We start from the raw sequence: 26,794 nt of genomic DNA on the forward strand, positions 1-26,794 counted from the left end.
TTAATAAATAATTCAGGTGTCAGAATGCAAAATAATTCTGTGCAAATGGGTAATGAATGGACAATTGAATTCTGGATTATGACTTCTTCTCTATAACCCCAAAATGTTGTTAATTAGTCTGTTTTTAGCTACGCTTTTTTTAGCATATTCAAATGGTGCGAATGATAATTTCAAAGGTGTAGCAACGCTGTTTGGTAGCCGAACAAGCAGCTATCAAACAGCAATTTTGTGGGCAACTTTTACAACCTTTGCTGGTGCAATAACTGCGACTTTTTTCGCAGGGGCATTAATTAAAAACTTCTCAGGGAAAGGACTAGTACCTGATGCGATCGCTAACGCCCCAGAGTTTCATATAGCAGTAGTGATCGCTGCTGGTTTAACTGTACTCATCGCCACTCTGATGGGGTTTCCCATTTCCACTACTCACAGTTTGACAGGTGCTATTCTTGGTGCTGGATTAGTAGCATTTGGACTTCAAGTTAATTTCGCACTTTTGGGAACTTACTTTATTTTACCTCTATTACTCAGTCCAATTATTGCTATTTCCTTGGGGGCAGGAATTTACAGTTTATCTAACTATATTAATTCAAAATGGCATCTACCAGTCAATAAAAAAATGATTGATACTTGCCATTTTATCAGTGCTGGAATTGTCAGTTTTGCAAGAGGATTAAATGACACTCCTAAAATTGTTTCACTCATCCTGATTATTGAATATTTCTCAATTCAGGGAGGAATGATCACAATAGCGATCGCAATGGCACTTGGCGGTTTACTAAACTCCCAAAAAGTTGCAGTAACTATGAGTGAAAAGATTACCTCAATGAATCATACTCAAGGCTTATCAGCAAATATAGTAACTGGAGTTTTGGTCATTGTCGCTAGTCGGTTTGGGCTTCCAGTTTCCACTACTTACGTTTCAGTTGGTTCTATTTTTGGTGTAGGATTAATTGGCAAGAAAACCAATACGCGTATTTTTTATCAGATCCTACTATCGTGGATTTTAACTTTACCTACTGCTGCAATTATTAGTGGAATAACCTACAGATTATTGCAAGGTTAGAAAAATTGTAAGAATTCAGCACCCAGGAGTCAGAAGTCAGAATTTATAAGGAACTTAGAATAATTAGTATATTTATTCATCAAATGTTATTCTGACTCCTGAATTCTGACTCCTGAATTCTTACAAAAAATTGAATATAGTTGTGTGATTTGTAAGGAATAGTAAATAATGCAAGCTCAATATACAGCAGTCACACCGTTTAACCACAAACTCAGTTCACCTTTGACAAAAAAAGGAATCACTGTTTTACAAATTAATCTAGGTAAGCGTTGTAACCTCGCCTGTACACACTGTCATGTGGAAGCCGGGCCAAAACGTACAGAAGAACTTTCTCCTGAAATTTGCGAACAATTGATTTCAGTAATCCATAAATTTCCCGAAATTAAAATTGTGGATTTAACTGGTGGCGCACCAGAAATGAATTATGGATTTAAGCCACTAGTAGAGGCAGCAAGAGCAACTGGTAAACAAGTGATTGTCCGGTCTAATTTGACTATTTATTTTGAAGATGGATTTGGTGATTTACCAGAATACTTTGCTAAACACCAAGTAAGAATTGTGGCTTCTCTACCCTGTTATCTAGTCGATAATGTTGATAAAATGCGCGGTGCTGGTGTTTTTGATAGTTCAGTCAAGGCTTTACAGTGGCTTAATCAACTCGGCTATGGTAAAGACGAAAATTTAATTTTGGACTTGGTTTTTAATCCCCAGTTGCCCAATGGTGAAAATTTTTCCTTAGCTCCCGAACAGAGTAACCTAGAACAAGATTACAAAATGTTCTTACAAGAACATTTTGATATTGTGTTTAACAACCTCTTCACCATTACCAACCTACCAGTTGGTAGAACTAAAATGCATTTAGAACGGAGAAAACTGTACACCAGCTATTTGCAGTTTTTAGAGTTGCATTTTAATCCCAGCACAGTTGAACATTTAATGTGTCGCGATGAACTTTCAATTGACTATCTGGGCAATGTATATGATTGTGACTTTAACCAAATGATGAATTTGCCAGCAAAAACTCGCAATGGTGAAACCTTGACAGTTGGTAAATTGTTAGAAGCTGGGAGTTTAGACTTGATTAGTGAGATACGAACTGCTGCTTATTGCTATGGTTGCACTGCTGGGTCTGGTTCTAGTTGTAGTGGTGCTTTGCTGTGAAGGAGGCAGGAGGCAGGGGGCAGGGGGCAGGAGGTTGATTTTGCACTCATGATCTCAAGTCAGCACTCAGAACTGTTTCGGTAATCAAGCCTCACGTGCTGAAAGCTAAGAATTAGGAAACTCTAACTGAGCGTTTCCCCATGCCAACTGCGCCACTTCAGATGGTAGGTGTTGCTCCAACCAATCTTCCAAATCAGCCATTACCTCGCGGTAATTTATGTCACTCTGAATCTCGTGATAAGCTTCTGGATACTCAATTCTCAGCTTATCTTGGCAATTTACCCGTTGGTAAAAGATGTCACTTCCCGCTGGCAAAGCCACTCGGTCTGCGCCACCGTGAAGAATCAACAATGGTAATTGCCAATCACCTGCGTGAGCATTAATCCAATCAACTGTTGCAAAAAATTCTGTAGCTAGACGGGCACTAGCACGGGTATGTCGCAGTGTATCTTGAGCATAGGCGGCTAAAACCTGCGGATCTCGTGAACCAGCGCTGATGTCAATGCCTGTATTTAGGGTGAAACGCGGCCACACCCGTGAGAGCATTTTTCCTAAAAGTACCCGAATTGGTGAAACCCCAACTTTTCCCAAAGTTGGCGCAAGAGCGATCGCACCCTGTAATAATGATGCTTGTTGGGGATAGCGCAGAATGTAATCTAAAACAATCACTGCGCCTAAACTGTGACCCAAAAGAAAAACTGAACATCCAGGATTCTGAGTCTGAATTAACTCTAAAAAGGCTCCCAGGTCTTCGCGAAACTCACTCCAAGCGTTGATATAGCCTTGCTGACCTGGTGAATGTCCATGACCACGCAAATCAAAACTATAGACAGCGTATTGCTTAGGTATCAAATGCTGAATTACATTACCGTAGCGATCGCTGTGTGCTCCAAGTCCATGCAAAATGGCTAATATTGCCCGGACTTTACCCTGTGGATGCCAGCTTTGGTAATAAAGATCAAGTCCTCCAACACCTTGGAATGTACCTTTTCTATGAGAGAGTATGCGATCGCTATGGTCAATCATAGGGTTAATTTTTTACGTATTTTCCCAACAAGCTACTAAAAAGTCAAGATTTATCTGATGTCTAAAAATTCAAATTATAAAGATTGGGTAAAGAAGGTTACCTGACTTTGCTTAAGTGGTAAAAAAAGAACGGACAAGAAACGATGAGCCAACATTCTATTCTTATTAACAGAAGGAAGTTCTTGCTGGAGGAAAGAAGTATTAGCAGAAACTTTAGTTCTCAATAGAAAACCCAGTTTAAAAAGAAGATATTGGTACGAGCGTTAAGTGCAGCAAGATACAAAGCGAAACCACTGCGCTGAAAGGGTTTGACTGGCTACAGCAAGTAGCAATCCTTAATTCAATCCCACGTTTTTAAGCGTAAGTTGTGTCTGCCTCGTGAATATCTTTCATCTTCCTTGCTAGGAGAAAAATGAATCAAAATCCTGTAGCTCCTGCCTTCGAGGTGAACGCTTCCCGCCAGTTTACTCCCTGGCTATTCGAGCAAAATCTGAGTCTGGCGTTTACCACTTATCAAGCAGGGAAATTATTTTTCATCGGCTTGCAATCTAGCGGCAAACTATCTGTTTTCGAGCGCACCTTTCAACGTTGCATGGGTTTGTATGCTCAAGGTAGCAGCTTATACATGAGTTCGCTATATCAACTGTGGCGCTTTGAAAACACCCTACAACCGGGACAAGTTCACGACAACTACGATGCCGTCTATTTGCCCCAAGTGAGTTATGTGACTGGAGACTTAGATATCCATGATATCGCCCTAAGTAATTCTCAAGCAAATAATGATTCAGAGAATCTAATATTTGTCAATACTTTATTTAGCTGTTTAGCAAGAGTCAGTCAAACCCACAGTTTCATTCCCCTGTGGCAACCGCCGTTTATTAGTAAATTGGCAGCAGAAGACAGGTGTCATCTCAACGGATTAGCAATACGAGATGGTCAACCCAGATACGTCACTGCTGTGAGTCAGTCGGATGTGGCAGAAGGATGGCGGGACAGACGGGCCGATGGTGGTTGCGTCATTGATGTGGAAAGTAACGAGATAGTCACCACAGGACTTTCCATGCCCCATTCGCCTCGGTGGTATAAAGATAAGCTGTGGTTACTCAACTCTGGGACAGGAGATTTTGGCTACCTAGACTTGAAACGGGGCAGCTTTGAACCTGTGGCATTTTGTCCGGGATATATGCGTGGTTGTGCATTTCATGGCGACTTTGCGATCGTCGGAGTTTCTCAGCCCAGGCACAACAAGACTTTTAGTGGCTTGCCTCTAGACGAGAAATTATTGCAAAAAAATGCTGAACCTCGCTGTGGGCTATTAGTGATTGACCTGAAAAGCGGCGATATTGTGCATTCGCTGCGAATGGAGGGGGCGGTACTGGAATTATACGATGTGGTGGCACTACCAGAGGTGCGTCATCCAATGGCGATCGGTTTTAAGAGTGATGAAATTCGGCGAATAGTGACGATGGGATGAGAGACGTGAAATTTCACGTTTCTACAGCCGACAAAAAAATCATAAGGAGAATCAACAACAATGGCTAATGCAGTTTTAAATCTATCTGAGCTTAACGGCAGCAACGGCTTTGTGATTAACGGCATTGCTCAATTTGACTACTCAGGCAGATCTGTCAGCAGTGCGGGGGACATCAACGGCGACGGCTTTGATGACCTGATTATCGGGGCAACAGGTGCCGACCCCAACGGTCAGTCTGGGGCAGGGTCAAGCTACGTGGTGTTTGGCAGCAATAGTGGCTTTGATGCCCAATTTAACCTCTCAACCCTCAATGGCAGCAACGGCTTTGTGATTAACGGCATTGCTCAATTTGACTACTCAGGCAGATCTGTCAGCAGTGCGGGGGACATCAACCACGACGGCATCGATGACCTGATTATCGGGGCAGGGTCAAGCTACGTGGTGTTTGGCAGCAATAGTGGCTTTGATGCCCAATTCAACCCCTCAACCCTCAATGGCAGCAACGGCTTTGTGATTAACGGCATTGGCAGTCCTGTCAGCAGTGCGGGGGACATCAATGGCGACGGCTTCGACGACCTGATTATCGGTGCACCAAATGCCGACCCCAACGGTCAGTATAATGCAGGGTCAAGCTATGTGGTGTTTGGCAGCAATAGTGGCTTTGATGCCCAATTCAACCCCTCAACCCTCAATGGCAGCAACGGCTTTGTGATTAACAGCATTGCTGCGTATGACAGATTAGGTAGTTCTGTGAGCAGTGCGGGGGACATCAACGGTGACGGCTTTGATGACCTGATTATCGGTGCACCAAATGCCGACCCCAACGGTCAGTATAATGCAGGGTCAAGCTATGTGGTATTTGGTAGCAATAGTGGCTTTGACGCCCAATTCAACCTCTTGTCCCTTAACGGCAGCAACGGCTTTGTGATTAACGGCATTGATGGGATTGACAGATTAGGTAGTTCTGTCAGCAGTGCGGGGGACATCAACGGCGACGGCTTCGACGACCTGATTATCGGTGCACCAGGTGTCTCTACCAACGGTCAGTCTGGGGTAGGGTCAAGCTACGTGGTGTTTGGCAGCAGTAGTGGGTTTGCAGCCAATCTTAACCTCTCAACCCTCAATGGCAGCAACGGCTTTGTGATTAACGGCATTGACTCAGATGACAACTCAGGCAGTTCTGTCAGCAGTGCGGGGGACATCAATGGCGACGGCTTCGACGACCTGATTATCGGTGCACCTTTTGCCGACCCCAACGGTCAGTCTGGGGCAGGGTCGAGCTACGTGGTGTTTGGTCGCAGTAGTAGCTTTGGTGCCCAATTCAACCTCTCGTCCCTGGATGGCAGTGACGGCTTTGTGATTAACGGCATTCCGTTTGACAGATCAGGCAGTTCTGTGAGCAGTGCGGGGGACATCAACGGCGACGGCTTTGACGATCTGATTATTGGGGTAATTACTGCCTCCCCCAATGGTCAGCTTTATGCAGGGTCAAGCTACGTAGTCTTTGGTTTTGCATCTCCTACGCCTACAAATAAACCTCCTATCGCGGTTAATGATACGGCTACCACCGACGAAGACACTGCCGTTAACATAGATGTCTTAGCTAACGACAGCAACTCCCTAGGGGTGACAGCTATTAATGGTAGGACAGTTGTTGTTGGCACTGCCATTACTCTGAGTTCTGGTGCCTTAGTTACCCTTAATGCTAATGGCAGCTTGACCTACGACCCAAATGCTCAATTTGAAAGCTTGGCTGTTGGTGAAAGCGGCAGTGATAGCTTTACGTACACCACCAACAATGGCAGCTTGAATAATACAGCTAGTGTCAACTTGACCATTAACGGAGTCAATGACGCACCTCAGGTTACTTCATTTAACCTCTCGTCCCTTAACGGCAGCAACGGCTTTGTGATTAACGGCATTGATGCGTTTGACAACTCAGGCAGTTCTGTCAGCAGTGCGGGGGACATCAACGGTGACGGCATCGATGACCTGATTATCGGGGCAACAGGTGCCTCCCCCAACGGTCAGGATAGTGCAGGGGAGAGTTACGTGGTGTTTGGCAGCAATAGTGGCTTTGATGCCCAATTCAACCTCTCGTCCCTTAACGGCAGCAACGGCTTTGTGATTAACGGCATTGACGAGCGTGACTACTCAGGCGTTTCTGTCAGCAGTGCGGGGGACATCAACGGCGACGGCTTCGATGACCTGATTATCGGTGCACCAGATGCCTCTACTAACGATCAGTATAATAATGTCGGGTCAAGCTACGTGGTGTTTGGCAGCAATAGTGGCTTTGATGACCAACTTAACCTCTCAACCCTCAATGGCAGCAACGGCTTTGTGATTAACGGCATTGATAGATATGACTACTCAGGCAGATCTGTCAGCAGTGCGGGGGATATTAACGGCGACGGCTTCGATGACCTGATTATCGGGGCAGGAAATGCCTCTCCCAACGGTCGGTCTACGGCAGGGTCAAGCTACGTGGTGTTTGGCAGCAATAGTGGCTTTGATGCCCAACTTAACCTCTCATCCCTGAATGGCAGCAACGGCTTTGTGATTAACGGCATTACTGAGTCTGACAGATTAGGTAGTTCTGTGAGCAGTGCGGGGGACATCAACGGCGATGGCTTCGATGACCTGATTATCGGGGCAAGAGGTGCCGACCCCAACGGTCAGTATGGGGAAGGGTCAAGCTACGTGGTGTTTGGCAGTAATAGTGGCTTTGATGCCCAACTTAACCTCTCAACCCTGAACGGCAGCAACGGCTTTGTGATTAACGGCATTGATGAGCGTGACTACTCAGGCGGTTCTGTGAACAGTGCGGGGGACATCAACGGCGATGGCTTCGATGACCTGATTATCGGTGCAAGAGGTGCCGACCCCAACGGTCAGTATGCGGAAGGGTCAAGCTACGTGGTATTTGGCAGCAATAGTGGCTTTGATGCCCAATTCAACCTCTCAACCCTCAATGGCAGGAACGGCTTTGTGATTAACGGCATTACTGAGTCTGACAGATCAGGCTATTCTGTCAGCAGTGCGAGGGATATCAATGGCGACGGCTTCGACGACCTGATTATCGGTGCACCAAATGCCGACCCCAACGGTCAGTATGCGGCAGGGTCAAGCTACGTGGTCTTTGGCAGCAATAGTGGCTTTGATGCCCAAATCAACCTCTCAACCCTCAATGGCAGCAACGGCTTTGTGATTAACGGCATTGCTGCGTATGACATCTCAGGCAGGTCTGTCAGCAGTGCGGGGGACATCAATGGCGACGGCTTCGATGACTTGATTATCGGTGCAAGAGGTGCCGACCCCAACGGTCAGTCTGGGGCAGGGTCAAGCTACGTGGTCTTTGGCTTTCAAACTACGGCTACCACTAATGAAGATACCGCCGTTAACATCCTTGCTAGCAATATTCTACGTAGATACACAGATGTCGATAGCGATACATTAACTATTAGTGACTTCACCAGCCCCACTAACGGCACACTGTCACTTAACGACAACAACACTCCAGACAACCCCGGTGACGACTTCTTCATCTACACCCCCGATGCCAACTTCAACGGCACTGACAGCTTCACTTTCACTGTCAGCGACGACAATGGCGGTACCATTACTAATACTTTCAACCTCAATGTCAAGCCCGTTAACAATGCACCCATTGCCGTCAACGATCGCCTAACTACTGGTTTTAATACTGCTGTCACCATCCTTGCTACTACTCTGCTAGCTAATGATACAGACATCGATAGCAGTAACCTCAGCATTACTGGGGTTAGTGGTGCAACCAATGGCACTGCTGTGCTGAATGATAACGGCACTCCGGGCAACTCGACAGATGATTTCATCGTGTTTACCCCAATTAATGGGTTTAGTGGTGATGCCAATTTTAATTACACCATTAGTGATGGTAGCCTGACTAGTACTGCTAGAGTTGCGATCGCTGTTGGTGCTAATATCTCTGGCGGTGGCGGCAACGATAACATCTCTGCTGGTGAGGGTAACGATAACATCTCTGGCGGTGGCGGCAACGATACGATTGCTGGCAATGGAGGCGACGATACCATCTCTGGTGGTGCCGGCAACGATAACATTTCCGGTGGCAATGGCAATGACTTGTTGCTTGGTGGCAATGGCAGCGATACGATTGCTGGCAATGAGGGCAACGATAACATCTCCGGTGGCAATGGTAATGACTTTTTGCTTGGTGGCAATGGCAGCGATACGATTGCTGGCAATGGAGGCAACGATACCATCTCCGGTGGCAATGGCAACGATACTTTTGTCTTCCGCCTTGGTGATGGAAATGACACTATCGCCGATTTTACTGGAACAGGAATTGGCTCAAATCCATCAGCAACGGTGATTAGCCAACTGGATACGTTGCAATTTATTGGTAGTGGTTTAACTGCCCGAAATCTGCAACTAACTCAAAATGGTGATAACTTAGAACTCACCTTTTTGGATGCGGCTTCTACGAAAGTTACCTTGCAAAACTTCCAATTAGAAAATCTGGATAACTTACCTGCAACTGGTAATATCCTGTTTGATGGACAAACCAGTGTAACTGACAGTTTTGATGTCTTCAATGCCAACTCCACTCAAACTAATCTCTTTAACAAGAACACTGTTACTTTCCTCAATGACCTTAACAATAACGTTGCGGGTTTTAATAACTCCAATGATGTAATTAATGGTCAAGGGGGTAACGATATCATTAATGGTAATAGTGGTGATGACCTTTTGCGGGGCGGGTCAGGCGATGATATTCTCATCGGTGGAGAAGGCAATGATACTCTTGTGGGTGGCAGAGGCAATGATATTCTCATCGGTGGTGTAGGTGCTGACTTTTTCCTTTACAACAGCAATGCTGACTTTACTACCACTGCTGTTGGTATTGATGCGATCGCTGATTTCAACAGTTCTGAAGGTGACAAAATTGTACTGGATAAGACTACCTTTAGTGCGTTCCCGCTTCGGGTTGCCGTAGGCATCGCTTCTGCTCCGGGAACAGGTTTCAGTAATACCAATGATTTTCAAATCACTTCTTCAGCAGCGGCTAGCACGGCAAAAATTGTCTACGATTCTGTGAGTGGGCAATTGTTCTACAACCAAAATGGCAGCGCGGCTGGTTTTGGCAGTGGTGGTCTATTTGCAACTTTAACTGGTGCGCCAACTCTCACGGCATCAGATTTTATGTTGCAGGCATAGTCCGATAACTGTTATCAATTCACTTGCAATTCATCTACCGTACCTAAAAAGTACAGTGGATGAATTGCCGTTTTAGATAAAAATAGCTTCTGGCTATGGAAGAATTACAGGGAATTGGATTACCCTCAATACGGTTCGGATAAGGTTTTTTGATGACACGCCCTAGATCGCAAAGACGCGATAAATCGCCGTCTCTACAAAGGACTGATTATTGTAGAGACGGCGATTTATCGCGTCTCTTCCCTTAACCGAACCGTATTGGGATTACCCTCATATATTTAAAATATCCTGAAATAATTCCACAACTTCTAACCGTAGGTTGGTTAATGATATAACCTCAAGAATTATGATTAGTTTATGAATTCAAAGAGGGTGTTATCAAAAGTTCTTCTAGCGAATCTGTTCAAGAAGACCTAGCTGATGAAGTAACTTCCGAAGTTCATACAGAATCTAGCCATCAGCAGGAAAATAGAACACAATCAGAAACTTTGCCGCCTTTGACAACCGCCGCAATCAAGCGGGTAAAGGAGGGTGTAGCGGCGGCTAGCGATGTCTACGACGGGCTACGCCTACGCGCTGTTCGTCAAATTATCGAAAAAACTCTCAATCGCCTAGAAGCTATTAATCAGGGGCATTCTGAACCCAAAGCTAGCTCTGGGCTGCGTCGTTTTGTAATGCGATCGCTCATCCATTCCTTTTTTAAGGTACGGGTAGAACACCTCGAAAGAATACCTCAGCAAGCTGCAATCTTGTCTGTCAACCATCTCCACCACATCGATCCCTTACTTCTCCTAGCCGAACTTCCCACCCAACCTTACTATTACATCCTGGGTGATGCTCGTACCCTCTATAACAAGTGCTGGAAACGCTTCATTCTGGATTTTGCGGGGGGCGTGATTCCTTTAGAACGGGTGTGGAAAGAAGAAATTGCTGTCATGGAAGCGGCTAAAGCAGGAAAGCAAGATTTAGTTGAGCTAGCCGCAGCAATTAAACAGACAGTACCCACAGGGGAAGATATACATACACTGCGACAAATAGACCGGATTATTCTGGCAATTTTGACTCGTGGGGATGGGATGATTCTCTTTCCCGAAGGACGACTAGGAACTACTGAGGCTCAGTTGCATCTCCCCTTGAAGCGCGGGACTGTGATTTATGCCTTGCGGGCTGGTGTACCAATTATTCCAGTTGCGCTGATTGGAACTCATGACCTCTATTTGGGAAAAGAGTTAACAATTCGGGTAGGTGAACCGTTACACTTTGCCCAAACAACCAGACCAAAACGCCAGGAAGTTGACCTAGCTTTAGAAAAATTGCAGAATGCGATGCTGGCTTTGTTGCCAACTGACTATCAAGAACCGACAGGATTAAAGCTGTTAGGTTATTTCCTGAATCATATATTGTGGTGAGGGATTATTGTTCTAAAAAGTTTGTAACTTTGAAATTTGATGTTCCCTCCCAACAGTGGTTTAAAAATGCACTTACTTGAGCATCTGCTGAATCAACCGATTCCCTAGAAGCGTTAAATTGTACTGCTGTAACAATGTACTCAAAGATAATTACAAACTGCTTTTGGGGTGAAATTCTTTCGACTACAATTGTTTCACCTATCTTAGGTATTTGAGGCACATTTACCACAAATGTCTCAATTTTTGGTTTATCTAATGGATTTTTGAAATTGAAGTATTTACAGTAAACAATAATTTTCACTTAGACAACCACCAATAAAATTATAGATATTGAACCTCACATGACTAAAAGTCACGCTCAATATAAAACAGGAGTCAGAATACAGAATTCAGAATTCAGAATTGGTGAATACTCTACCCATAAAGGGATAGAGTTTTAAGGTGAGAATATTTTAACTTTTTTCGCCCACTATTCCACTCGCTTTTAACCAATATTCGTCACCTACTCGTACATAATTCATACTGAATTCTGACTCCTGAGTTCTGAATTCTTCTTATAAACCTGGAAGCCCAGATTAAATCTGACGAGTCTGAATTACGAATTACGAATTAGTATTATTTTCCCTGCCATAGCTGTCGCAACGACTGAAAAATATTTACAAATTTCTCTTCTAGCCAGAGCATAACATAATCAAGCCATTCCAGAACTTGCACTAAGGGGTGCTTCTCATACCCAGTTGAAGTTGCTTTAATTTCTATCCAGTCTGGCTGTGCCTCAACTTGACTACTTTGGTGAAATTGCTGTTGTAAAATTTCCCCTTTTCTACTCTCGCTTTTAGTTTGAGAAATGCGAGCTTCGGTTTGTTTTGCAGAGGCGACTTTTCCAGATGCTTTTTGACTGGAAACGAGATTACTAGTTGTTTGTTTTCTTCGCACCAAGCCAGAGCCAACTTTAGGCTGTTTTACACTCAAATTCTTTTGTGGAAAATGCCCTACTGATAAACTTGGAGCTAAAGCAGGATTTGTTATTTGAGAAAGTGTAGCTGACTTATCAGCAACGGTTTCGGTGTTACCAAATAAATCATTCCACGTTAGCCAAGGATCATCTGTTAAATCCTGATTCTCTAATTGAGGACTTTTGGAAAAAGCTTTTATAAAGCGTGATGAGAAGAGTTTACCTGGTAATCTCTCATCACTGGTTGTTGGCTCAAGTGTTTTTCTACTACCAACACCAAAAAAGTAATTAAGCGCCGCCTCAATCAAAGCCTGAATATTTAGTGTATGAGTTTCCAAACCATCAGCATTGGGTACAATTTCTCCCCTACCAGCTAATTGCTCTTTGCCATAAAGAAATATGTTTAACTGAGTTTGAGCAACTTGGACAATTTCTTGACTACGTTCTTGCGCTGGGACTAAAGCATTTGATTCCAACTTAGCAACAGCTATATCTAAAAATGCTAATAATCTATCCGTATTAAGTAAATCTTTTGGTATACCCTCAGCTAGAACTGGAATTTGGGCTGAATTTCCGCCAGTAAGTTTTGCTAATAATCGGTCAATTTGTGGTAATAGCTGCGTTTCTTTTTGAGCTATAATCAACCGCCAAGACTGCCAATATTTAGCAACTTCGTTAATAATTCGATCTTCTAATTTTGTCTGCTGTTGGGGTGTTAAGATATCTAAAATTTCATTATCGGCAGTAACAAGTACTAAATTCCGATTCATCAAATTTGTGGCAATTCCTCGAACTATTGGAAGATGCTGTTGAAGGTCATTTTCCAAATGTGAAGGATTGAGACTTCCGGCTTGATTCTCTGGAATATTTGATGATTGAGTAATATTAGAGCCATGATTAATGAATTTCAGCCGAAAAACTCCCAATGAAGCCAAGAGATTGAAATGTTCAGATGTTTTCGTAGGAGTGGAGAAGGGTTCATCTGATGATAGATAATTGACTGCCTCTAATACATTTTGAATGGGAGTATCAGCATTTGGCAGAGTTTCTGGCTGGAAATCGGTATCATTTGGTTGTAACTTTAGTCTAGTTTGTGGTTCTTTAGTGTGTAGCGTTTTCCCAGACGATTCCGATGACTGAAACAGTAGATACACTGGATAAAGTAGTGCCTCGACACCCCACTTAGTAGCAACTTGCAAATGCCGGAAGGTGTGTTCCCACTGTTGTGTCACCCGCCGAGATTGCTGGTGGACAAAGTTAAATAGTCTGCTTTGATAACGTCCAGAGGAACCAGAAGACATAGTAGTAATTTTTTAGTTCAAGTCTTGTTAAGTTGTGAGACTCGCGCCAAACAATAAAAACGACCAACACCTCATCTTAGCGAAAATATGACCCCGACTGTCTCTCAATCCCAAACCAAATCCATCTCACAAGCAATTGAGCAACTGCGCTCTTTTTGTCAAGTTAATCTTCAGTCTACTTGGCTATACCAGGAATCTGACCTGATTATTACTGATGTTGTAGCTGCTGATTTGTCTCATTGGCAACCTGTCGAGTTGAATGCGAAAGAACATATCGCTTGGACAGGGGGGAAAAAAGTGCTATGGCTAGTGCAAAGATTGGTGGTTCCCCAAGATTTACAGGGTTTTCCCTTAGCTGGGTTATCTTTGCGGCTGGCGCTGGTTTGGTGGGCAGATTCTGCTGAGATTTATGTAAATGGGGAGTTAGTGCTGGAGGGTGATTTATTTGATTGTTCGCCGAGAGTGCTTCTCAGTCACGAGGTGACGCCAGGTGAAGAATTTATTGTGGCTTTGCGGTTAGTGAGTCCGGGACATTGTGATGGTGCTTTAGTGCGATCGCTCCTAGTTTACGAGTCTACTGTTGATAATAATCCCGATCCGGGCTTTGTGGCTGATGAATTAGCTGTGGTGCAACTTTATTTGGAAAAGTTTGCACCGGAAAAGTTGGATGTTTTGGCGACGATGGTGGCGGAGGTTGCGAACCCCAGAGGCGCAGAGGACACGGAGGAGAAGGAAGAGTTAGTAAAATCGTTTTTATCTCTACGCCAAAACCTAATTCAATCTGAAATCTTAGCCCCCTTTTTGAAGGGAGATCAAAAATCTAAAATTTTCTTATTGGGTCATGCTCACTTAGATTTAGCATGGCTATGGCCTGTGAGTGAAACTTGGAATGCGGCGCAAAACACTTTTGAATCGGTTCTAAAGTTGCAAGCAGATTTTCCTGAGTTAATTTTCTGTCATTCGACTCCCGCACTTTATGCTTGGATTGAAGAACATCGCCCGGATTTGTTTCAAGCGATTCAAGCACAGGTAGCCGCTGGACGTTGGGAAGTTGTCGGCGGAATGTGGGTGGAACCAGAACTCAACCTAATTTCTGGTGAATCAATAGTACGTCAGCTATTGTATGGTCAACGCTATATCCAGGAAAAATTTGGCAAGCTTTCAACTATAGTATGGGTTCCAGATACTTTTGGTTTCTGTGCAACTTTACCGCAGTTTTTCGCGAATGCCGGTATTGAATATTTTGTGACGCAGAAGTTGCGGTGGAATGATACTACCAAATTTGATTATGGGGCTTTTTGGTGGCGATCGCCTGACGGTAGCGAAGTCTTTAGTTTGATGTCTGCACCCATCGGTGAAGCTATAGACCCAGTTAAAATGGCATCCTACGCTCTTGAATGGCAAACCCAAACTGGTTTATCAGAATCCCTCTGGCTTCCTGGTGTCGGCGACCACGGCGGCGGCCCCACCCGTGATATGTTAGAAACCGCCCAACGCTGGCAAAATTCTCCTTTCTTCCCAGACTTAGAATTCACAACAGCTGAAAAATATTTACAGCAAATTGTAGAGACGCGATTCATCGCGTCTGTCAGTAATTATAATTCCCCCCCTGCCTCCCCTGCCTCCCCTGCCTCCCCCTGCCTCCCCCTGCTCCCCCCTGCTTCCCCTCCCTTCCCCACCTGGAATGACGAACTATACTTAGAATTCCATCGCGGTTGCTACACTACCCACGCAGATCAAAAACGCTGGAATCGTCGTTGTGAAAATTTATTGTATGAAGCTGAACTATTTGCTACCTTGGCAACTGTAAGCTGTGGCGTGACATATCCCAAAGCAGAAATTGAAGCAGCTTGGAAGCAAGTGTTATTTCAACAGTTTCACGATATTTTACCTGGTTCTTCAATTACCCAAGTTTACATAGATGCGTTGCCCCAGTGGCAGCAAGTGGAACAAGTAGGAACGAAGATATTACAAGAATCACTTTTAGCGATCGCATCTCACGTTACTCTATCAGAACCAACAAAACCCGATAGTTTGCCTATTTTCGTTTTCAATTCTCTCAACTGGCAACGTTCTGAGGTAGTCTCTGTAGCCTTACCCACACCAGAAGAATGGCAGATTTACGACACTTCTGGAAAGCAGCTTGTCTCCCAATTCTCTGAACCATCAACGCTATTATTTCTCGCCACCGAAATTCCACCCATAGGCTACCGCATATTTTGGCTTTCTCCCCCATCCACCTCATCTCCCCCATCTCCCCCCCTCCTCCCAGACTGGATTTTAGAAAATGAATTCCTACGAGTTGTTATAGATCCTGATACTGGAGATTTATCAAGTGTTTTTGATAAAACTTATCAACGAGAAGTTTTGAGTGGGGCGGGGAATCAACTACAAGCTTTTAAAGACAGTGGTCAATATTGGGATGCTTGGAATATAGACCCCAATTATGCTCAACATCCTTTACCCTCAACAAATCTTCAATCTATTCAGTGGTTAGAACCAGGCCCAGTGCAAAGTAGTGTGCGCGTGGTGCGTCAGTTGGGTGAATCGGAATTTTGCCAAGACTATATTCTGCAAGCTGGTTCACCTCTGCTAAAGATAGCTACTACCGTCAATTGGCAAGAAAATCATGTATTGGTGAAAGCTGCTTTTCCTCTAAATATCGAGGCAGACTTTGCTACTTATGAAATCCCCTGTAGCGCGATTCGCCGCCCAACTAAACCACAAACCCCCGCAGAACAAGCAAAATGGGAAGTCCCCGCTTTGCGTTGGGCTGATTTGACAGCAGAAGACGCAATCCAAAATTATGGTGTTAGTTTACTGAATGATTGTAAATACGGTTACGACAGCAAGCCAAATCAACTCCGTTTGACACTGCTACGCAGTTCTAATTGGCCAGACTCACAGGCTGATAGAGGTTTTCACGAGTTCACATATACTTTGTATCCTCACGCTGGTAGCTGGGAATCAGCCCATACGGTACGGCGTGGCTATGAATTGAATATCCCGTTGCAAGTGATATTAAATCCACTCACAACTCAAAATTCAGCACTGACTCAACGCCCCGTTACCACTAACAGCACTATAAAAGGGGTGAGTTTCCTAGACTTATCAGCTGAGAATTTAATCTTGATGGCCTTGAAGCCATCAGAGGATAACCCACAGCAGTTAATTCTGCGGTGTTATGAATGTCACGGAGAAACAGCCGAGTTATCTTTGCGAAGTGATTTAGGGTTGAATCTAGGAGAAACAGTAGATTTATTAGAGCGTTCCTCTACCACTGAATTCTCATCTGGGCAAAAAATCTTGACGATACAGCCTTGGAAAATCGCCAGCTTCAAGGTGATCCCAGCGATTAATTCCAGTCTTGCATAAGTCAATACAGACCTAACCCCCAGCCCCTTCCCTACTAGAGTTGGGGAGTAAGATTCAAAGGTTTCACCCCACCCTAACCCTCCCCTTGCAAAGGGGAGGGAACTAGATTTTCTTGTTTCCCCCCTTGGCAAGGGGGGATTAAGGGGGGTAACTTGACTTGTGTGTACACCATAGCTCCTAGAAAGGGAGGTTGGAGAGAGGTTAAGCTTTACTAGCGTTGACTCTTGACTCTTAACTCCTTTAATCTTCGTGATCATCAAACGGATCGTTCAATTCCTTGCTAGGAGGACCAAAGGAGGTATAAATTGAAATTCCAGTGATGGCAACCACCACGGCAGCCATAGAAATGCTAAGAACTATTGCGGGTTCCATAATTGAGAGATTGATTATGAGTGCTATTCTTATAGAATATTACAGAAGATTAAAAAAAGCTTTGGCAAGTAATCTTAGGTGAACTATGGCACAAAGGACTAGGTTGGGAGATATCCTGAAACCACTTAACTCTGAGTATGGGAAAGTGGCTCCAGGTTGGGGTACTACCCCGGTGATGGCTGTTTTTATTCTGCTATTTTTCGTGTTTTTGCTGATTATTCTGCAACTTTACAATCAATCACTGTTGGTTCAGGATGTATTTGTCGATTGGCGCAGTCTAGGACGCTAACGGATAGACAGCTATCAAGTTTGGATAACAAGTTAAGTTACACCCGGTTTATCCGGGTTTTTTTGTGAATGCTCAGTCCACACTAACTATTGAGTATTCTTATAATATGTGAGTTTCTGTAGTAGTTCCATAGTTTACAGGAGACAAAAATGAATATATTCGGTATCGGTCTGCCAGAAATGGGTGTAATTATGGTAGTGGCGCTGTTAATCTTTGGCCCCAAAAAGCTACCAGAAATTGGTCGGAGTGTGGGCAAAACAATTCGTAGCTTCCAAGAAGCTTCTAAGGAGTTTCAAAGCGAGTTTCAAAAAGAAGCAGAACAATTAGAAGAAGTTGTCAAGACTACTGCTGAATTGGAACCTAAGCAAATCTACCCTGCTAAATCTGAGCAGGATACCGCTAGTTCTTCTCAACCTAGCTAGGAGAACATACGAATTTTGGATTTTGGATTTTGGATCTTAGATTGTTTTGCGGTTTAGAGCAACGTCTTTGGTGAACGTAACAAATCCAAAAAACGCTAGTTCCGACGCTGCACTATCGTCAATCTAAAATCACTAAACCTTGTACCCTTGCGGTCTGTTTCAATCCAAAATCTAAAATCTAAAATCTAAAATTGATTGACTGTAGGCAAAATGACAGAAGCAGTTACGCAACCAGCTTTGGTGATTCCCCAGCTAATTGTTGGATTGGGGAATCCAGAAGCTAAGTATGATCAAACACGCCATAATATCGGCTTTGCTGCTGTAGAAACTCTCTCCCGTTCTTGGCGCATTTCCTTAGCAGAAAACCGCAAGTTTCAGGGTGAGTATGGCGAGGGTATAGCCCCAGGTGGAGGTAAGATTCGCTTACTAAAGCCGTTAACTTATATGAATCGCTCAGGACAAGCAATACAAGCGGTGACAAATTGGTATAAATTGCCACCTGAGTCAGTGCTGATAATTTATGATGATATGGATTTGCCTTTGGGAAAAACTCGTCTGCGTTTATCTGGTTCGGCTGGGGGACATAACGGTATGAAAAGTGCGATCGCACATCTTAGTACCCAAAACTTTCCCCGTTTGCGAATCGGTATTGGTAAACCCAAAGGTGCAGCTGATAACGATGATTCCGGTGCTATCTCCCACGTGCTGGGGCGATTTTCCTCTGCGGAGAATCAGCAGATGTCTCTTGTACTTCAGTTCGTGGTTGAGTGTCTTGAACTAAGCCTCAAGCAGGGAGTAGAAAAGGCGATGAATGTTTGTAATAGCCGCACCATTAATAATTCTGAATCTTAGGGTTAGATGAATACTGCCCTATCAGCTTGCGAAAGGAAGCTAACCGATGTTTAAAGGCGCTTATTTTGGTTGATGGGTAGCGCTTTTAGCTTCTTCCATCCAACCAAGATAAAGCCCTTAACGTTCTCTGTGCTTAGGAAAAGCGACTCATCTATACCCTAATTGTCGGTGCGGCATAGTTTTCTTATAGGTTTTATTTAAAACGTCTGGTTCGTCTAGCTGCTACTGCCTTACGTTTGCGTTTTTCTATCGGTGTTTCAAAGTGCCGATGATATTTCACATCAGCTAATATCCCAGCTTTGGAAACCTGGCGTTTAAACCGACGCAAAGCTGAGTCTATTCCTTCATTCTCTCCTAGAACCACCTGGGTCATTCTTGGCTTTTCCTCATCATCAATAGTTTCCATTCTAATATTACCCTCAACCTTAGTAAAATCCCCCTGAGTGAAAGTCATCGTTAAGAGGCTATTCGTCCAGTTGACGCTAGTTATGTGTGCTTCTTGGTCGTGAAATCGACACTTAACCAAAAGTTAATTTAAGCGCTCTAAGAGGATGTTTGAAAAGTCCTCTTGTCGGTATCAAAAATTTTAGATCCCCCCTAACCCCCCTTAAAAAGGGGGGAACCGGAATTAAAGTCCCCCTTTTTAAGGGGGATTTAGGGGTATCTAAAAGTGATTAAAGTCACAGCGAAACACTTCTCAGACAACCTCTAATACAGTCTCAGCACCATTAGAGCAGATGAGAAAATCATAATGTCAAATTTTACTGACTGTAATCTGATCTGGTGACAAATGTAGTTTTGGCTACTATAAAAAACCTCATTTATTCGTAAGACAAAAATCCCTAACTTATTTGAGAAATTGGGTAACTATGACTTTTAACTCTCACTAATTAAATAGGATTGCTATAGTAAATATGAGGAAACATGACTATATTTGTAAATTTCAAAAGTTTATTCTACCCTCATTAAATAATTTATATCCGGCTGCTAATGAAGCAAAAGCAACAAATAAATTCCATAAGCTAGTTGATCTGAAAATTACTCCACCACTCAAGAAAACTAGTACTATGCCAATACCTAACAAAATCCATCCCAACTGACTAGCTTCTCTGCGAAAAAACACCAATGTAAACACACCTGACATAATTGCTAATACGGAAACTGTAGCTGGTAATCTTCTCGAAAAAGGTATGTAGTAACCGCTAACAAATATAATATTTTGACCAAAAAAGTATAAACCTGTGAAAAGTAGAATTAAACCTATAACTTTGATTAACAATCTGCCCATAATATTTTTACATTTTTAATGGTTGAAGCCAATTTTAACCCGATTTATAGTGGAGTTTTTAAATTGCTACTAAATTTTACGTTAATTTAATTAAATTTAAGTGAATATACTGCATATAAGTCCAGCCTGTCTGAAGATATCAGTACGAGTAACCTTAATTACATCAAGTAGTCCTTGCCAGGGTGTAATCAAGGTGCTTTAATAGCGATGTCTGACGACAAGAAGCTCTGCTTCTAAGCATTCTGCAAAACAGTCTTACTTAACAGAATGCCTACAAGACGCGCAGCGACTCAACATCGCTGCTGATGTTGATAAAATTACAGACTCAAAACATAAAACTCAAAGATATGACAAGCTAGTAGCATATCCTTGACACTACATTCTCCCCAAAGCTGAATAGGAGCATACATGGAGCCAATTATTGCTATAGTTTTAGCCCTTATAGGTTATGCATTAGGTTCTGCAAAACTGATTAATCAAGGAAATGAAGCCCTAGTCGAACGCTTGGGGCGGTATCATCGGAAACTTAAGCCGGGGCTGAATTTTATCGTTCCCTTGGTCGATCAGATTGTGATGGAAGATACTACACGAGAGCAGTTTACAGACATTAAACCTCAAAATGTGATCACCCAAGATAATATTTACGTCGAAGTGGACGCTATTGTGTACTGGCGCATCAGAGATATTGAGAAAAGCTTTTACGCTATTGAGGATCTGCAAGGAGCATTGACACAGCTGACCACAACCACACTCCGGGAAATTATTGCTCAGAATACCTTAGAACAGACCAACGTCTCCAGAGCGGAGATGGACGCAGCTATCTTAGACCAGTTGAATAATATAACGGCAGATTGGGGAGTTGAAATTCTCCGGTTAGATATTCAGAGAATTACTCTACCTGAGAGTGTACGAAAGTCTAGAGAAGAGGAGCAAGCCGCCGTCATCAAAAAACGGGCGTTGATTACTGAAGCAGAAGGAGAAAAAGAAGCTGCCATCAAAAAAGCAGAAGGAACTATGGCTTCAGTGCAAATTATTTCTCAAGCTCTCCGTGCTAATCCAGATAGTAGGGACATTTTGCGGTATCTAGTGGCTCAAGATTACGTAGATGCTAGCCAAAAACTTGGTGAGAGCAATAATGCCAAAATTGTCTTTGTAGACCCAGCTAACTCAAGTGAAATGTTTCAGGAATTGATAGCCGAGTCAGTAACTCAAGAAGGTAACGGCAAAAAAAACGAAGAACGATAATACCTAACAATCACGCTGTGTAGCTTGTCTCAATAGGGCATCCGCTACTAGTGAAACATCGTGCATTTCTTGAACATCGTGAACTCGGAGGATATCAGCGCCATTAAAAATAGCAGCACAACAAGCTGCTGCCGTTCCCCAAACTCGTGCTTTGGGATCTGGTTGATTTAAAATGCGACCAATGAAACTTTTACGGGATGCTCCTACCAAGATAGGGCAGTTGAGTTTTGTTAGCGATCGCAAATCGCGAAAAATTTCTAAATTTTGCTCATAGTTTTTAGCAAAACCAATACCAGGATCAATAATAATTTTATCCAGATCAATGCCCGCAGTCGTTGCTGCCTCAATTTGCCGAGCCAAAAAACTATAAATTTCTGTGAGTAAATCTTGATAATCAGTCTGTTGTTGCATTGTCTGTGGTGTTCCCCGGATATGCATTAAAATCATCGGCACACCTAACTCTGCAACTGTTGGCAACATTTCTGAGTCAAAAGTGCCGCCAGAAATATCATTAATCATATCCGCTCCAGCTTCTACAGATGCCCTAGCTACAGCAGCACGAGTAGTATCTACAGAAATCGGGACTGAAATTTCTGGTCTTATTACTTGTAGCACCGATAGAACCCGGTCAAGTTCCTCCGCCAGAGTTATTTGCTTTGCTCCTGGTCGAGTCGATTGACCGCCCACATCAATCATGTCAGCACCAGCAGTCACCAGTGCTTGCGCCTGTACTAAAGCAGCAGAGGTAGTATTAAACTCACCCCCATCGCTAAAGCTATCAGGCGTCACATTCAAAATACCCATCAAATAAGTCCGCTGTCCCCAATCGAAACAGCGTCCTCGAATTATCAAGTTCCTTGGCATAAAACAGGAGTCAGAATGGGCTAAACGCCCCGCTACCGCTAACAGGAGTCAGAATTCAGAATACTCCATCCCTTCACGGGTGGAGTATCAACTCTTGAAAAATATTTTAATTTTCTTTCGCCCACAAAGAGCAATGTTTTCAAGCAATATTCATTACCCAGTCGTACAAAATTCAATTCTGAATTCTGACTACTGAGTTCTGAATTCTTCTTATCTACATTAGGCATTCCCATGCTCTGCATGGGAACGAAAAGAAGGCACATTACACTGACTGAAAATTCACAATCCGAGCGAAACTCTCAGCTTCTAAACTTGCTCCTCCCACTAAAACGCCATCAATTTCTGGTTGAGCCATGATTTCATCGATATTATTCGGCTTGACTGAGCCGCCATATTGAATTGATACATTTGGATTAGTCAATTGGCTACGAATTAAGCCAATTATTCGATTAGCTTCCGCTGCTTCACAAGTTTCACCAGTACCAATCGCCCAAATTGGTTCGTAGGCAATTACCAAATTACTCTGATCAATATCTACCAAGCCTTTGTCGAGTTGGAGAGCAATCAGTGATTCAGTTTCTCCCGCATCTCGTTGTTGTTTAGTTTCCCCAACACAGAGAATTGGAGTCAAACCAAACCTTTGAGCAGTTCGGAGGCGCAGATTAACGGTGGCGTCCGTTTCCCCAAAGTATTGACGTCGTTCGCTATGACCGACAATCACAAAGCGCACACCACTTTCTGTCAGCATTGGGCCAGAAATCTCACCCGTATAGGCTCCAAATTCTTCCCAGTGGACATTTTGTGCCCCCAGTTGGATGAGGCTACCGTGCAAAGTCTTGGACAAAACGCTTAAATCAGTGAAAGGAGGGCACAATATCACTTCTCGCCCTTGGGGGGTTTCCTCTAAGTGGGGCAGAAATCCTCGGAGAAACTCTTGGGTTTCTGCCTGAGTTTTGTACATTTTCCAGTTGCCGGCAATAACGATTTTCCGCACAGGTAATTTAGTCAAGATCCTAACGCGTTATATTAGATGCATTTTTCAGTTTATGACTTTTTGTTAGTCATTAGTCATTAGTCTCTGGGAATTGGGAATTGGGCATGGGGCATTGGGTATTGGGTCACAAATTATTCTTCTCTTGTTCTCTTTGCTCTCTTTGTCTCGTCTCGCCAAACCCTTGCTAAAAATAACTAGGATGGTAGAGGGGGTGTATCTAAAATCTAAAATCTAAAATTTCAAATTAATATGACTTCGACATTGCCTATGCCTGAACCTCATCAAAGCGATTCCGCTAACACTGACCCCAATTCTCTCAGTTGGGAGGAAGAACTAGATAGTGCCATTTTCAGTTTTGAGGACATTCAGACAGAACTGAATTATAAACAAGCACAAACGGCGCTACGAAATTTGGTAGCCAATCTCGACCTCACCCCCCAAGAAAAAAACGGGTTAGAGACGGAAATTGCTGAGTTGGAAACCATGCTGGGAAAGTTAGACCGGATGGTGGTGCAGATTGCGGCTTTTGGCATGGTGGGACGTGGGAAATCTTCGCTACTCAATTCTTTGGTTGGGCAAACGGTATTTGAAACTGGGCCGTTGCACGGTGTCACCCGTGCTGCACAAACAGTTAATTGGAGTATTAGCGAGGAAATAATTGGGGAAACTGAACGTGCTTTGCGAGTCACTCTCCCTGGTGTAGGTCAATCGCAGGTGGAATTAATTGACACTCCTGGGTTAGACGAAGTAAATGGTGCAACCCGTGCCGCCTTAGCTGAACAGATTGCCAAACAAGCGGATTTGATTCTGTTTGTGATATCTGGCGATATGACAAAGCTAGAATACACCGCCCTTTCTCAGTTGCGGGAAGCAGGTAAACCGATCATTTTGGTGTTTAACAAAGTAGACCAGTATCCAGAAGCAGACCGGATGGCAATTTATCACAAAATCCGGGATGAAAGGGTGCGGGAATTACTTACACCTTTAGAAATTGTCATGGCTGCGGCATCGCCATTGGTAAAGACGGCGATTCGTCGCCCTGATGGTACGAGGGGTATACAGTTGCGTACAGGGAATGCCCAAATAGAGGAACTGAAGCTGAAAATTTTGGAAATTCTGCATCGTGAGGGTAAAGCCTTAGTTGCTCTTAACACCATGCTTTATGCAGATGTTGTCAATGAGCAATTGGTTGAGCGAAAACTGATGATTCGGGAGCAGAATGCCAATCAGTTGATTTGGAAGGCTGTGATGACTAAAGCATTAGCGATCGCACTTAATCCCGTAACTGTGGTAGATATTCTGAGTAGTGTGGTCATTGATATTGCTCTAATTTTAGGTTTATCTAAACTCTATGGCTTCTCAATGACCGAAGCCGGCGCTGTACAACTGCTACAAAAAATCGCCCTGAGTATGGGCGGCATCGGTGCGAGTGAATTGTTAGCAAATTTGGGCTTGAGTGGATTAAAAACTTTACTTGGGATCTCTGCAACAGCTACAGGTGGCATTGCGCTAGGCCCTTATCTATCGGTGGCAATTACCCAAGGAGGAGTAGCTGGTGTTTCTTCTTACGGGATTGGACAAGTTACCAAAGTTTATTTAGCCAATGGCGCAACTTGGGGGCCTGATGGGCCGAAAGCAGTAATTAATCGGATTTTGACAAACCTGGATGAGACTTCAATTCTCAACCGGATTAAAGATGAATTACTCTACAAGGTAAAACTCAAAAAGTGATATTAAACCAACCTATCCAATCTTTTCAGATAGACTAAAAAGCTCACCTTTGGCTACGGGCGGGCGAGACACCCACCCTAGTTATACAATTTAAGTATGGAATAGCTTATTTCAGAGCGCAGAACCATCAAACGCGCTCTTGTAAGCATCAGCAGTTTCTATCCCAAAACCTCCAGCTTCCACATGACGAACTAGCGATTGGATGATCGGTGTAGCAATACTAATACCAAATAAAGCATTGAAACCTGCGACAACAACTGGTGCCGACAAAATGACTGTAAATTCTGGAAATAAAGCTAACACAGCCACCAAAACCAAAAAAACAATTGGTGTTGCAATACCTGCTGCCTTTGCTGCTTCAAAAATTAGATTTTTATACTCTTCAACAGTAATATCACCCCGATAAAGATCCAAAGAGTAAGAAATTGCCGTTACTATAACCTGGGTGAGAATAGCTGTTCCTGTTGCAGTAATGCCAAGTTTGGCGATTGTTCCAGAATTGCTGACAATAGAATCTACCGCATTATAAACCCGAATATAAAACTGTTCGCCAACGGTCATTACTTTGGCACCTCGGCGGAGATTGTCAACACCTACTTCCCAAAGGATATTATCAGCAGCATTCGATCCACCTTTAGAACGTGGATTTATATGGCTACCATGCTTATCTCTAAGAAATTGACGAATTGTATATTCTTTACCTCCAAGCTTTGATGTACCAGGAATTTTCTCAAAAAGCTTCATGACATCTGCATCAGAGCGAGGCAAGTCTCCCACGCGAACACCAGCACGATATCTCAGCCTATTTGCAATCTTGGGCATCTCTTGGGCTAATTCGGCAGCTGTCCTTGGTAAATTTTGCAAAGAATCAGCCATAACTATACCAGATGCGGCAACTCCAACAGCATTTTGTTGAAATGTTTTACTAACATTTTGAACAGTTTGAAAACCTGACTGTGCTGCAATGGTTGACAAATTTTGTAAATCATTAACTACATGGACACTTGAAATAGTTATCTCGCTAGTAGCATTCTTTATTCCATCAACTACCTCATCCATCCCATTTACTACATTATTGGCTACTTCTTGAGTTTTATCTCTAACCGTATCTGCCAACTTCTGTGCTTGGTTGATAAAATCCATGTTTTAGTAACCTTTCATTTGTACTGTAGAGTCTTTGCTCCAGTTTCTCTTTCTAAAACGAAGAATCACCTCAGCATTCATCTGACTTTTCACGGGATCTGGAAAACCTCTCTCTAAATCTCTCTCCTTGTAGGAGAGAGACTTTGAATTTTCCCCCTTCCCGTGTCGGGAAGGGGGCTAGGGGGTTAGGTCTTTCATGAGCTTTTCCACATGACGTGAAAAGTCAGCAGCATTCATGACCAATTTACTTCCAAAATTTTTAAAGAGCATAGTGATCAATTTATATGGTTTGTGTATGCTAACTTCATAAACTGAACTATCCGACTATAGCAATCCTACTATAGGAATCCGCTTTGATTTCTGAACTGATTTGCGTAGGCAGGGAATAGGCAATAGGCAATAGGCAATAGGCAATAGGCAACAGTCAAGAAGGCTTCTTAGTTGTACTGAGTTTTTTCAGAAATCAAATATGAGTCCTATAAATCAGTTGTGATATTGGTAAGTAGATGGCGGTATCAGGTAGTCCAAAAGACTAAAGAATTTCTCTCTTACGGCGCTAAAAAAGGTGACTCGGAAAATACATGAGTAGTGCAAAACAATACTTCCGACA

General features: G+C 43.3%; 20 protein-coding genes. 11 read left to right on the forward strand and 9 right to left on the reverse strand.

The window, feature by feature from the left end:
* Positions 1 to 103 precede the first annotated feature (103 nt).
* Together HUN01_RS26025 and arsS are read left to right on the forward strand one after the other, a co-directional pair.
* Entirely contained in the window at positions 104 to 1,063 is a 960-nt protein-coding gene (locus HUN01_RS26025) for an inorganic phosphate transporter (RefSeq protein WP_181928592.1), read from the forward strand.
* A gap of 168 nt (positions 1,064 to 1,231) precedes the next feature.
* Positions 1,232 to 2,224: an arsenosugar biosynthesis radical SAM (seleno)protein ArsS gene (gene arsS, locus HUN01_RS26030; RefSeq protein WP_181928593.1), complete on the forward strand. Its 993-nt coding sequence runs from the start codon at positions 1,232 to 1,234 to the stop codon at positions 2,222 to 2,224.
* Between the two features lie 105 nt (positions 2,225 to 2,329).
* On the opposite strand, the gene HUN01_RS26035 is transcribed toward arsS, so the two are convergent.
* Complete coding sequence (locus HUN01_RS26035; RefSeq protein WP_181928594.1) at positions 2,330 to 3,250, reverse strand: alpha/beta hydrolase; 921 nt, start codon at positions 3,248 to 3,250, stop codon at positions 2,330 to 2,332.
* Between the two features lie 412 nt (positions 3,251 to 3,662).
* On the opposite strand from HUN01_RS26035, the gene HUN01_RS26040 reads away from it, so the two are divergent.
* From HUN01_RS26040 to HUN01_RS26050, 3 genes are all read left to right on the forward strand, one after another.
* Complete coding sequence (locus tag HUN01_RS26040) at positions 3,663 to 4,724, forward strand: TIGR03032 family protein (protein ID WP_181928595.1); 1,062 nt, start codon at positions 3,663 to 3,665, stop codon at positions 4,722 to 4,724.
* Positions 4,725 to 4,784: 60 nt separating this feature from the next.
* A complete protein-coding gene (locus HUN01_RS26045; RefSeq protein ID WP_181928596.1) occupies positions 4,785 to 9,944 on the forward strand; it encodes a beta strand repeat-containing protein in 5,160 nt (1,719 codons plus the stop codon).
* 497 nt (positions 9,945 to 10,441) lie between these two features.
* Positions 10,442 to 11,353 (forward strand): lysophospholipid acyltransferase family protein, encoded by a 912-nt coding sequence (locus HUN01_RS26050; RefSeq protein ID WP_181932825.1) that lies wholly within the window; start codon positions 10,442 to 10,444, stop codon positions 11,351 to 11,353.
* Positions 11,354 to 11,357: 4 nt separating this feature from the next.
* Here the strand turns inward: HUN01_RS26050 and HUN01_RS26055 are convergent, their stop codons facing one another.
* Both HUN01_RS26055 and HUN01_RS26060 read right to left on the reverse strand, forming a co-directional pair.
* On the reverse strand, positions 11,358 to 11,654 hold the full coding sequence (locus HUN01_RS26055; protein WP_181928597.1) for a hypothetical protein: 297 nt from the start codon (positions 11,652 to 11,654) through the stop codon (positions 11,358 to 11,360).
* 314 nt (positions 11,655 to 11,968) lie between these two features.
* Positions 11,969 to 13,609, reverse strand: coding sequence for a hypothetical protein (locus HUN01_RS26060; protein WP_181928598.1), 1,641 nt, complete (start codon positions 13,607 to 13,609; stop codon positions 11,969 to 11,971).
* Positions 13,610 to 13,696: 87 nt separating this feature from the next.
* Here HUN01_RS26060 and HUN01_RS26065 point away from each other — a divergent pair, with 87 nt between their 5' ends.
* Positions 13,697 to 16,984, forward strand: coding sequence for an alpha-mannosidase (locus HUN01_RS26065; protein WP_181928599.1), 3,288 nt, complete (start codon positions 13,697 to 13,699; stop codon positions 16,982 to 16,984).
* Between the two features lie 240 nt (positions 16,985 to 17,224).
* Here the strand turns inward: HUN01_RS26065 and psbN are convergent, their stop codons facing one another.
* Positions 17,225 to 17,356, reverse strand: a complete 132-nt coding sequence (psbN, locus tag HUN01_RS26070) for a photosystem II reaction center protein PsbN (RefSeq protein WP_012410654.1) — start codon at positions 17,354 to 17,356, stop codon at positions 17,225 to 17,227.
* Between the two features lie 85 nt (positions 17,357 to 17,441).
* Between psbN and psbH the strand changes: the two genes are divergently transcribed.
* From psbH to pth, 3 genes are all read left to right on the forward strand, one after another.
* The gene (psbH, locus tag HUN01_RS26075) at positions 17,442 to 17,645 is read left to right on the forward strand and encodes a photosystem II reaction center phosphoprotein PsbH (protein ID WP_069073047.1); all 204 of its coding nucleotides are present in this window, start codon (positions 17,442 to 17,444) and stop codon (positions 17,643 to 17,645) included.
* A 149-nt stretch (positions 17,646 to 17,794) separates the two neighbouring features.
* Entirely contained in the window at positions 17,795 to 18,067 is a 273-nt protein-coding gene (locus HUN01_RS26080; protein WP_069073044.1) for a TatA/E family twin arginine-targeting protein translocase, read from the forward strand.
* A 210-nt stretch (positions 18,068 to 18,277) separates the two neighbouring features.
* Positions 18,278 to 18,919: an aminoacyl-tRNA hydrolase gene (pth, locus tag HUN01_RS26085; RefSeq protein WP_181928600.1), complete on the forward strand. Its 642-nt coding sequence runs from the start codon at positions 18,278 to 18,280 to the stop codon at positions 18,917 to 18,919.
* 193 nt (positions 18,920 to 19,112) lie between these two features.
* On the opposite strand, the gene rpsU is transcribed toward pth, so the two are convergent.
* Both rpsU and HUN01_RS26095 read right to left on the reverse strand, forming a co-directional pair.
* Positions 19,113 to 19,292 carry a 30S ribosomal protein S21 gene (gene rpsU / locus HUN01_RS26090; RefSeq protein WP_069073049.1) on the reverse strand — a complete coding sequence of 60 codons (180 nt, stop codon included), beginning with the start codon at positions 19,290 to 19,292 and terminating at the stop codon, positions 19,113 to 19,115.
* 570 nt (positions 19,293 to 19,862) lie between these two features.
* Positions 19,863 to 20,207 carry a hypothetical protein gene (locus tag HUN01_RS26095; RefSeq protein WP_069073042.1) on the reverse strand — a complete coding sequence of 115 codons (345 nt, stop codon included), beginning with the start codon at positions 20,205 to 20,207 and terminating at the stop codon, positions 19,863 to 19,865.
* 408 nt (positions 20,208 to 20,615) lie between these two features.
* Between HUN01_RS26095 and HUN01_RS26100 the strand changes: the two genes are divergently transcribed.
* Entirely contained in the window at positions 20,616 to 21,452 is an 837-nt protein-coding gene (locus tag HUN01_RS26100; RefSeq protein ID WP_181928601.1) for an SPFH domain-containing protein, read from the forward strand.
* Between the two features lie 3 nt (positions 21,453 to 21,455).
* Here HUN01_RS26100 and folP read toward each other — a convergent pair whose 3' ends face one another.
* Positions 21,456 to 22,316, reverse strand: a complete 861-nt coding sequence (gene folP / locus HUN01_RS26105; RefSeq protein WP_181928602.1) for a dihydropteroate synthase — start codon at positions 22,314 to 22,316, stop codon at positions 21,456 to 21,458.
* A 262-nt stretch (positions 22,317 to 22,578) separates the two neighbouring features.
* Positions 22,579 to 23,310, reverse strand: coding sequence for a triose-phosphate isomerase (gene tpiA, locus HUN01_RS26110; RefSeq protein ID WP_181932826.1), 732 nt, complete (start codon positions 23,308 to 23,310; stop codon positions 22,579 to 22,581).
* A gap of 249 nt (positions 23,311 to 23,559) precedes the next feature.
* Here tpiA and HUN01_RS26115 point away from each other — a divergent pair, with 249 nt between their 5' ends.
* Entirely contained in the window at positions 23,560 to 25,041 is a 1,482-nt protein-coding gene (locus HUN01_RS26115; protein WP_181928603.1) for a GTP-binding protein, read from the forward strand.
* Positions 25,042 to 25,152: 111 nt separating this feature from the next.
* Here the strand turns inward: HUN01_RS26115 and HUN01_RS26120 are convergent, their stop codons facing one another.
* Positions 25,153 to 26,184 (reverse strand): HNH endonuclease, encoded by a 1,032-nt coding sequence (locus HUN01_RS26120; protein ID WP_181928604.1) that lies wholly within the window; start codon positions 26,182 to 26,184, stop codon positions 25,153 to 25,155.
* Between the last annotated feature and the right edge of the window lie 610 nt (positions 26,185 to 26,794).

The sequence above is a fragment of the Nostoc edaphicum CCNP1411 genome (assembly GCF_014023275.1).
Classification (GTDB): Bacteria; Cyanobacteriota; Cyanobacteriia; order Cyanobacteriales; family Nostocaceae; genus Nostoc; species Nostoc edaphicum_A.

Bases quoted from the DNA above. Each gene is read 5' to 3' on its own strand.
- HUN01_RS26095 (WP_069073042.1), bottom strand. From the start codon at position 20,207: ATGGGCAGATTGTTAATCAAAGTTATAGGTTTAATTCTACTTTTCACA.
- HUN01_RS26035 (WP_181928594.1), bottom strand. From the start codon at position 3,250: ATGATTGACCATAGCGATCGCATACTCTCTCATAGAAAAGGTACATTC.
- psbH (WP_069073047.1), top strand. From the start codon at position 17,442: ATGGCACAAAGGACTAGGTTGGGAGATATCCTGAAACCACTTAACTCT.
- folP (WP_181928602.1), bottom strand. From the start codon at position 22,316: ATGCCAAGGAACTTGATAATTCGAGGACGCTGTTTCGATTGGGGACAG.
- HUN01_RS26100 (WP_181928601.1), top strand. From the start codon at position 20,616: ATGGAGCCAATTATTGCTATAGTTTTAGCCCTTATAGGTTATGCATTA.
- HUN01_RS26080 (WP_069073044.1), top strand. From the start codon at position 17,795: ATGAATATATTCGGTATCGGTCTGCCAGAAATGGGTGTAATTATGGTA.
- HUN01_RS26120 (WP_181928604.1), bottom strand. From the start codon at position 26,184: ATGGATTTTATCAACCAAGCACAGAAGTTGGCAGATACGGTTAGAGAT.
- rpsU (WP_069073049.1), bottom strand. From the start codon at position 19,292: ATGACCCAGGTGGTTCTAGGAGAGAATGAAGGAATAGACTCAGCTTTG.
- HUN01_RS26060 (WP_181928598.1), bottom strand. From the start codon at position 13,609: ATGTCTTCTGGTTCCTCTGGACGTTATCAAAGCAGACTATTTAACTTT.
- HUN01_RS26115 (WP_181928603.1), top strand. From the start codon at position 23,560: ATGACTTCGACATTGCCTATGCCTGAACCTCATCAAAGCGATTCCGCT.
- pth (WP_181928600.1), top strand. From the start codon at position 18,278: ATGACAGAAGCAGTTACGCAACCAGCTTTGGTGATTCCCCAGCTAATT.
- HUN01_RS26040 (WP_181928595.1), top strand. From the start codon at position 3,663: ATGAATCAAAATCCTGTAGCTCCTGCCTTCGAGGTGAACGCTTCCCGC.
- HUN01_RS26065 (WP_181928599.1), top strand. From the start codon at position 13,697: ATGACCCCGACTGTCTCTCAATCCCAAACCAAATCCATCTCACAAGCA.
- HUN01_RS26025 (WP_181928592.1), top strand. From the start codon at position 104: ATGTTGTTAATTAGTCTGTTTTTAGCTACGCTTTTTTTAGCATATTCA.
- psbN (WP_012410654.1), bottom strand. From the start codon at position 17,356: ATGGAACCCGCAATAGTTCTTAGCATTTCTATGGCTGCCGTGGTGGTT.
- arsS (WP_181928593.1), top strand. From the start codon at position 1,232: ATGCAAGCTCAATATACAGCAGTCACACCGTTTAACCACAAACTCAGT.
- HUN01_RS26045 (WP_181928596.1), top strand. From the start codon at position 4,785: ATGGCTAATGCAGTTTTAAATCTATCTGAGCTTAACGGCAGCAACGGC.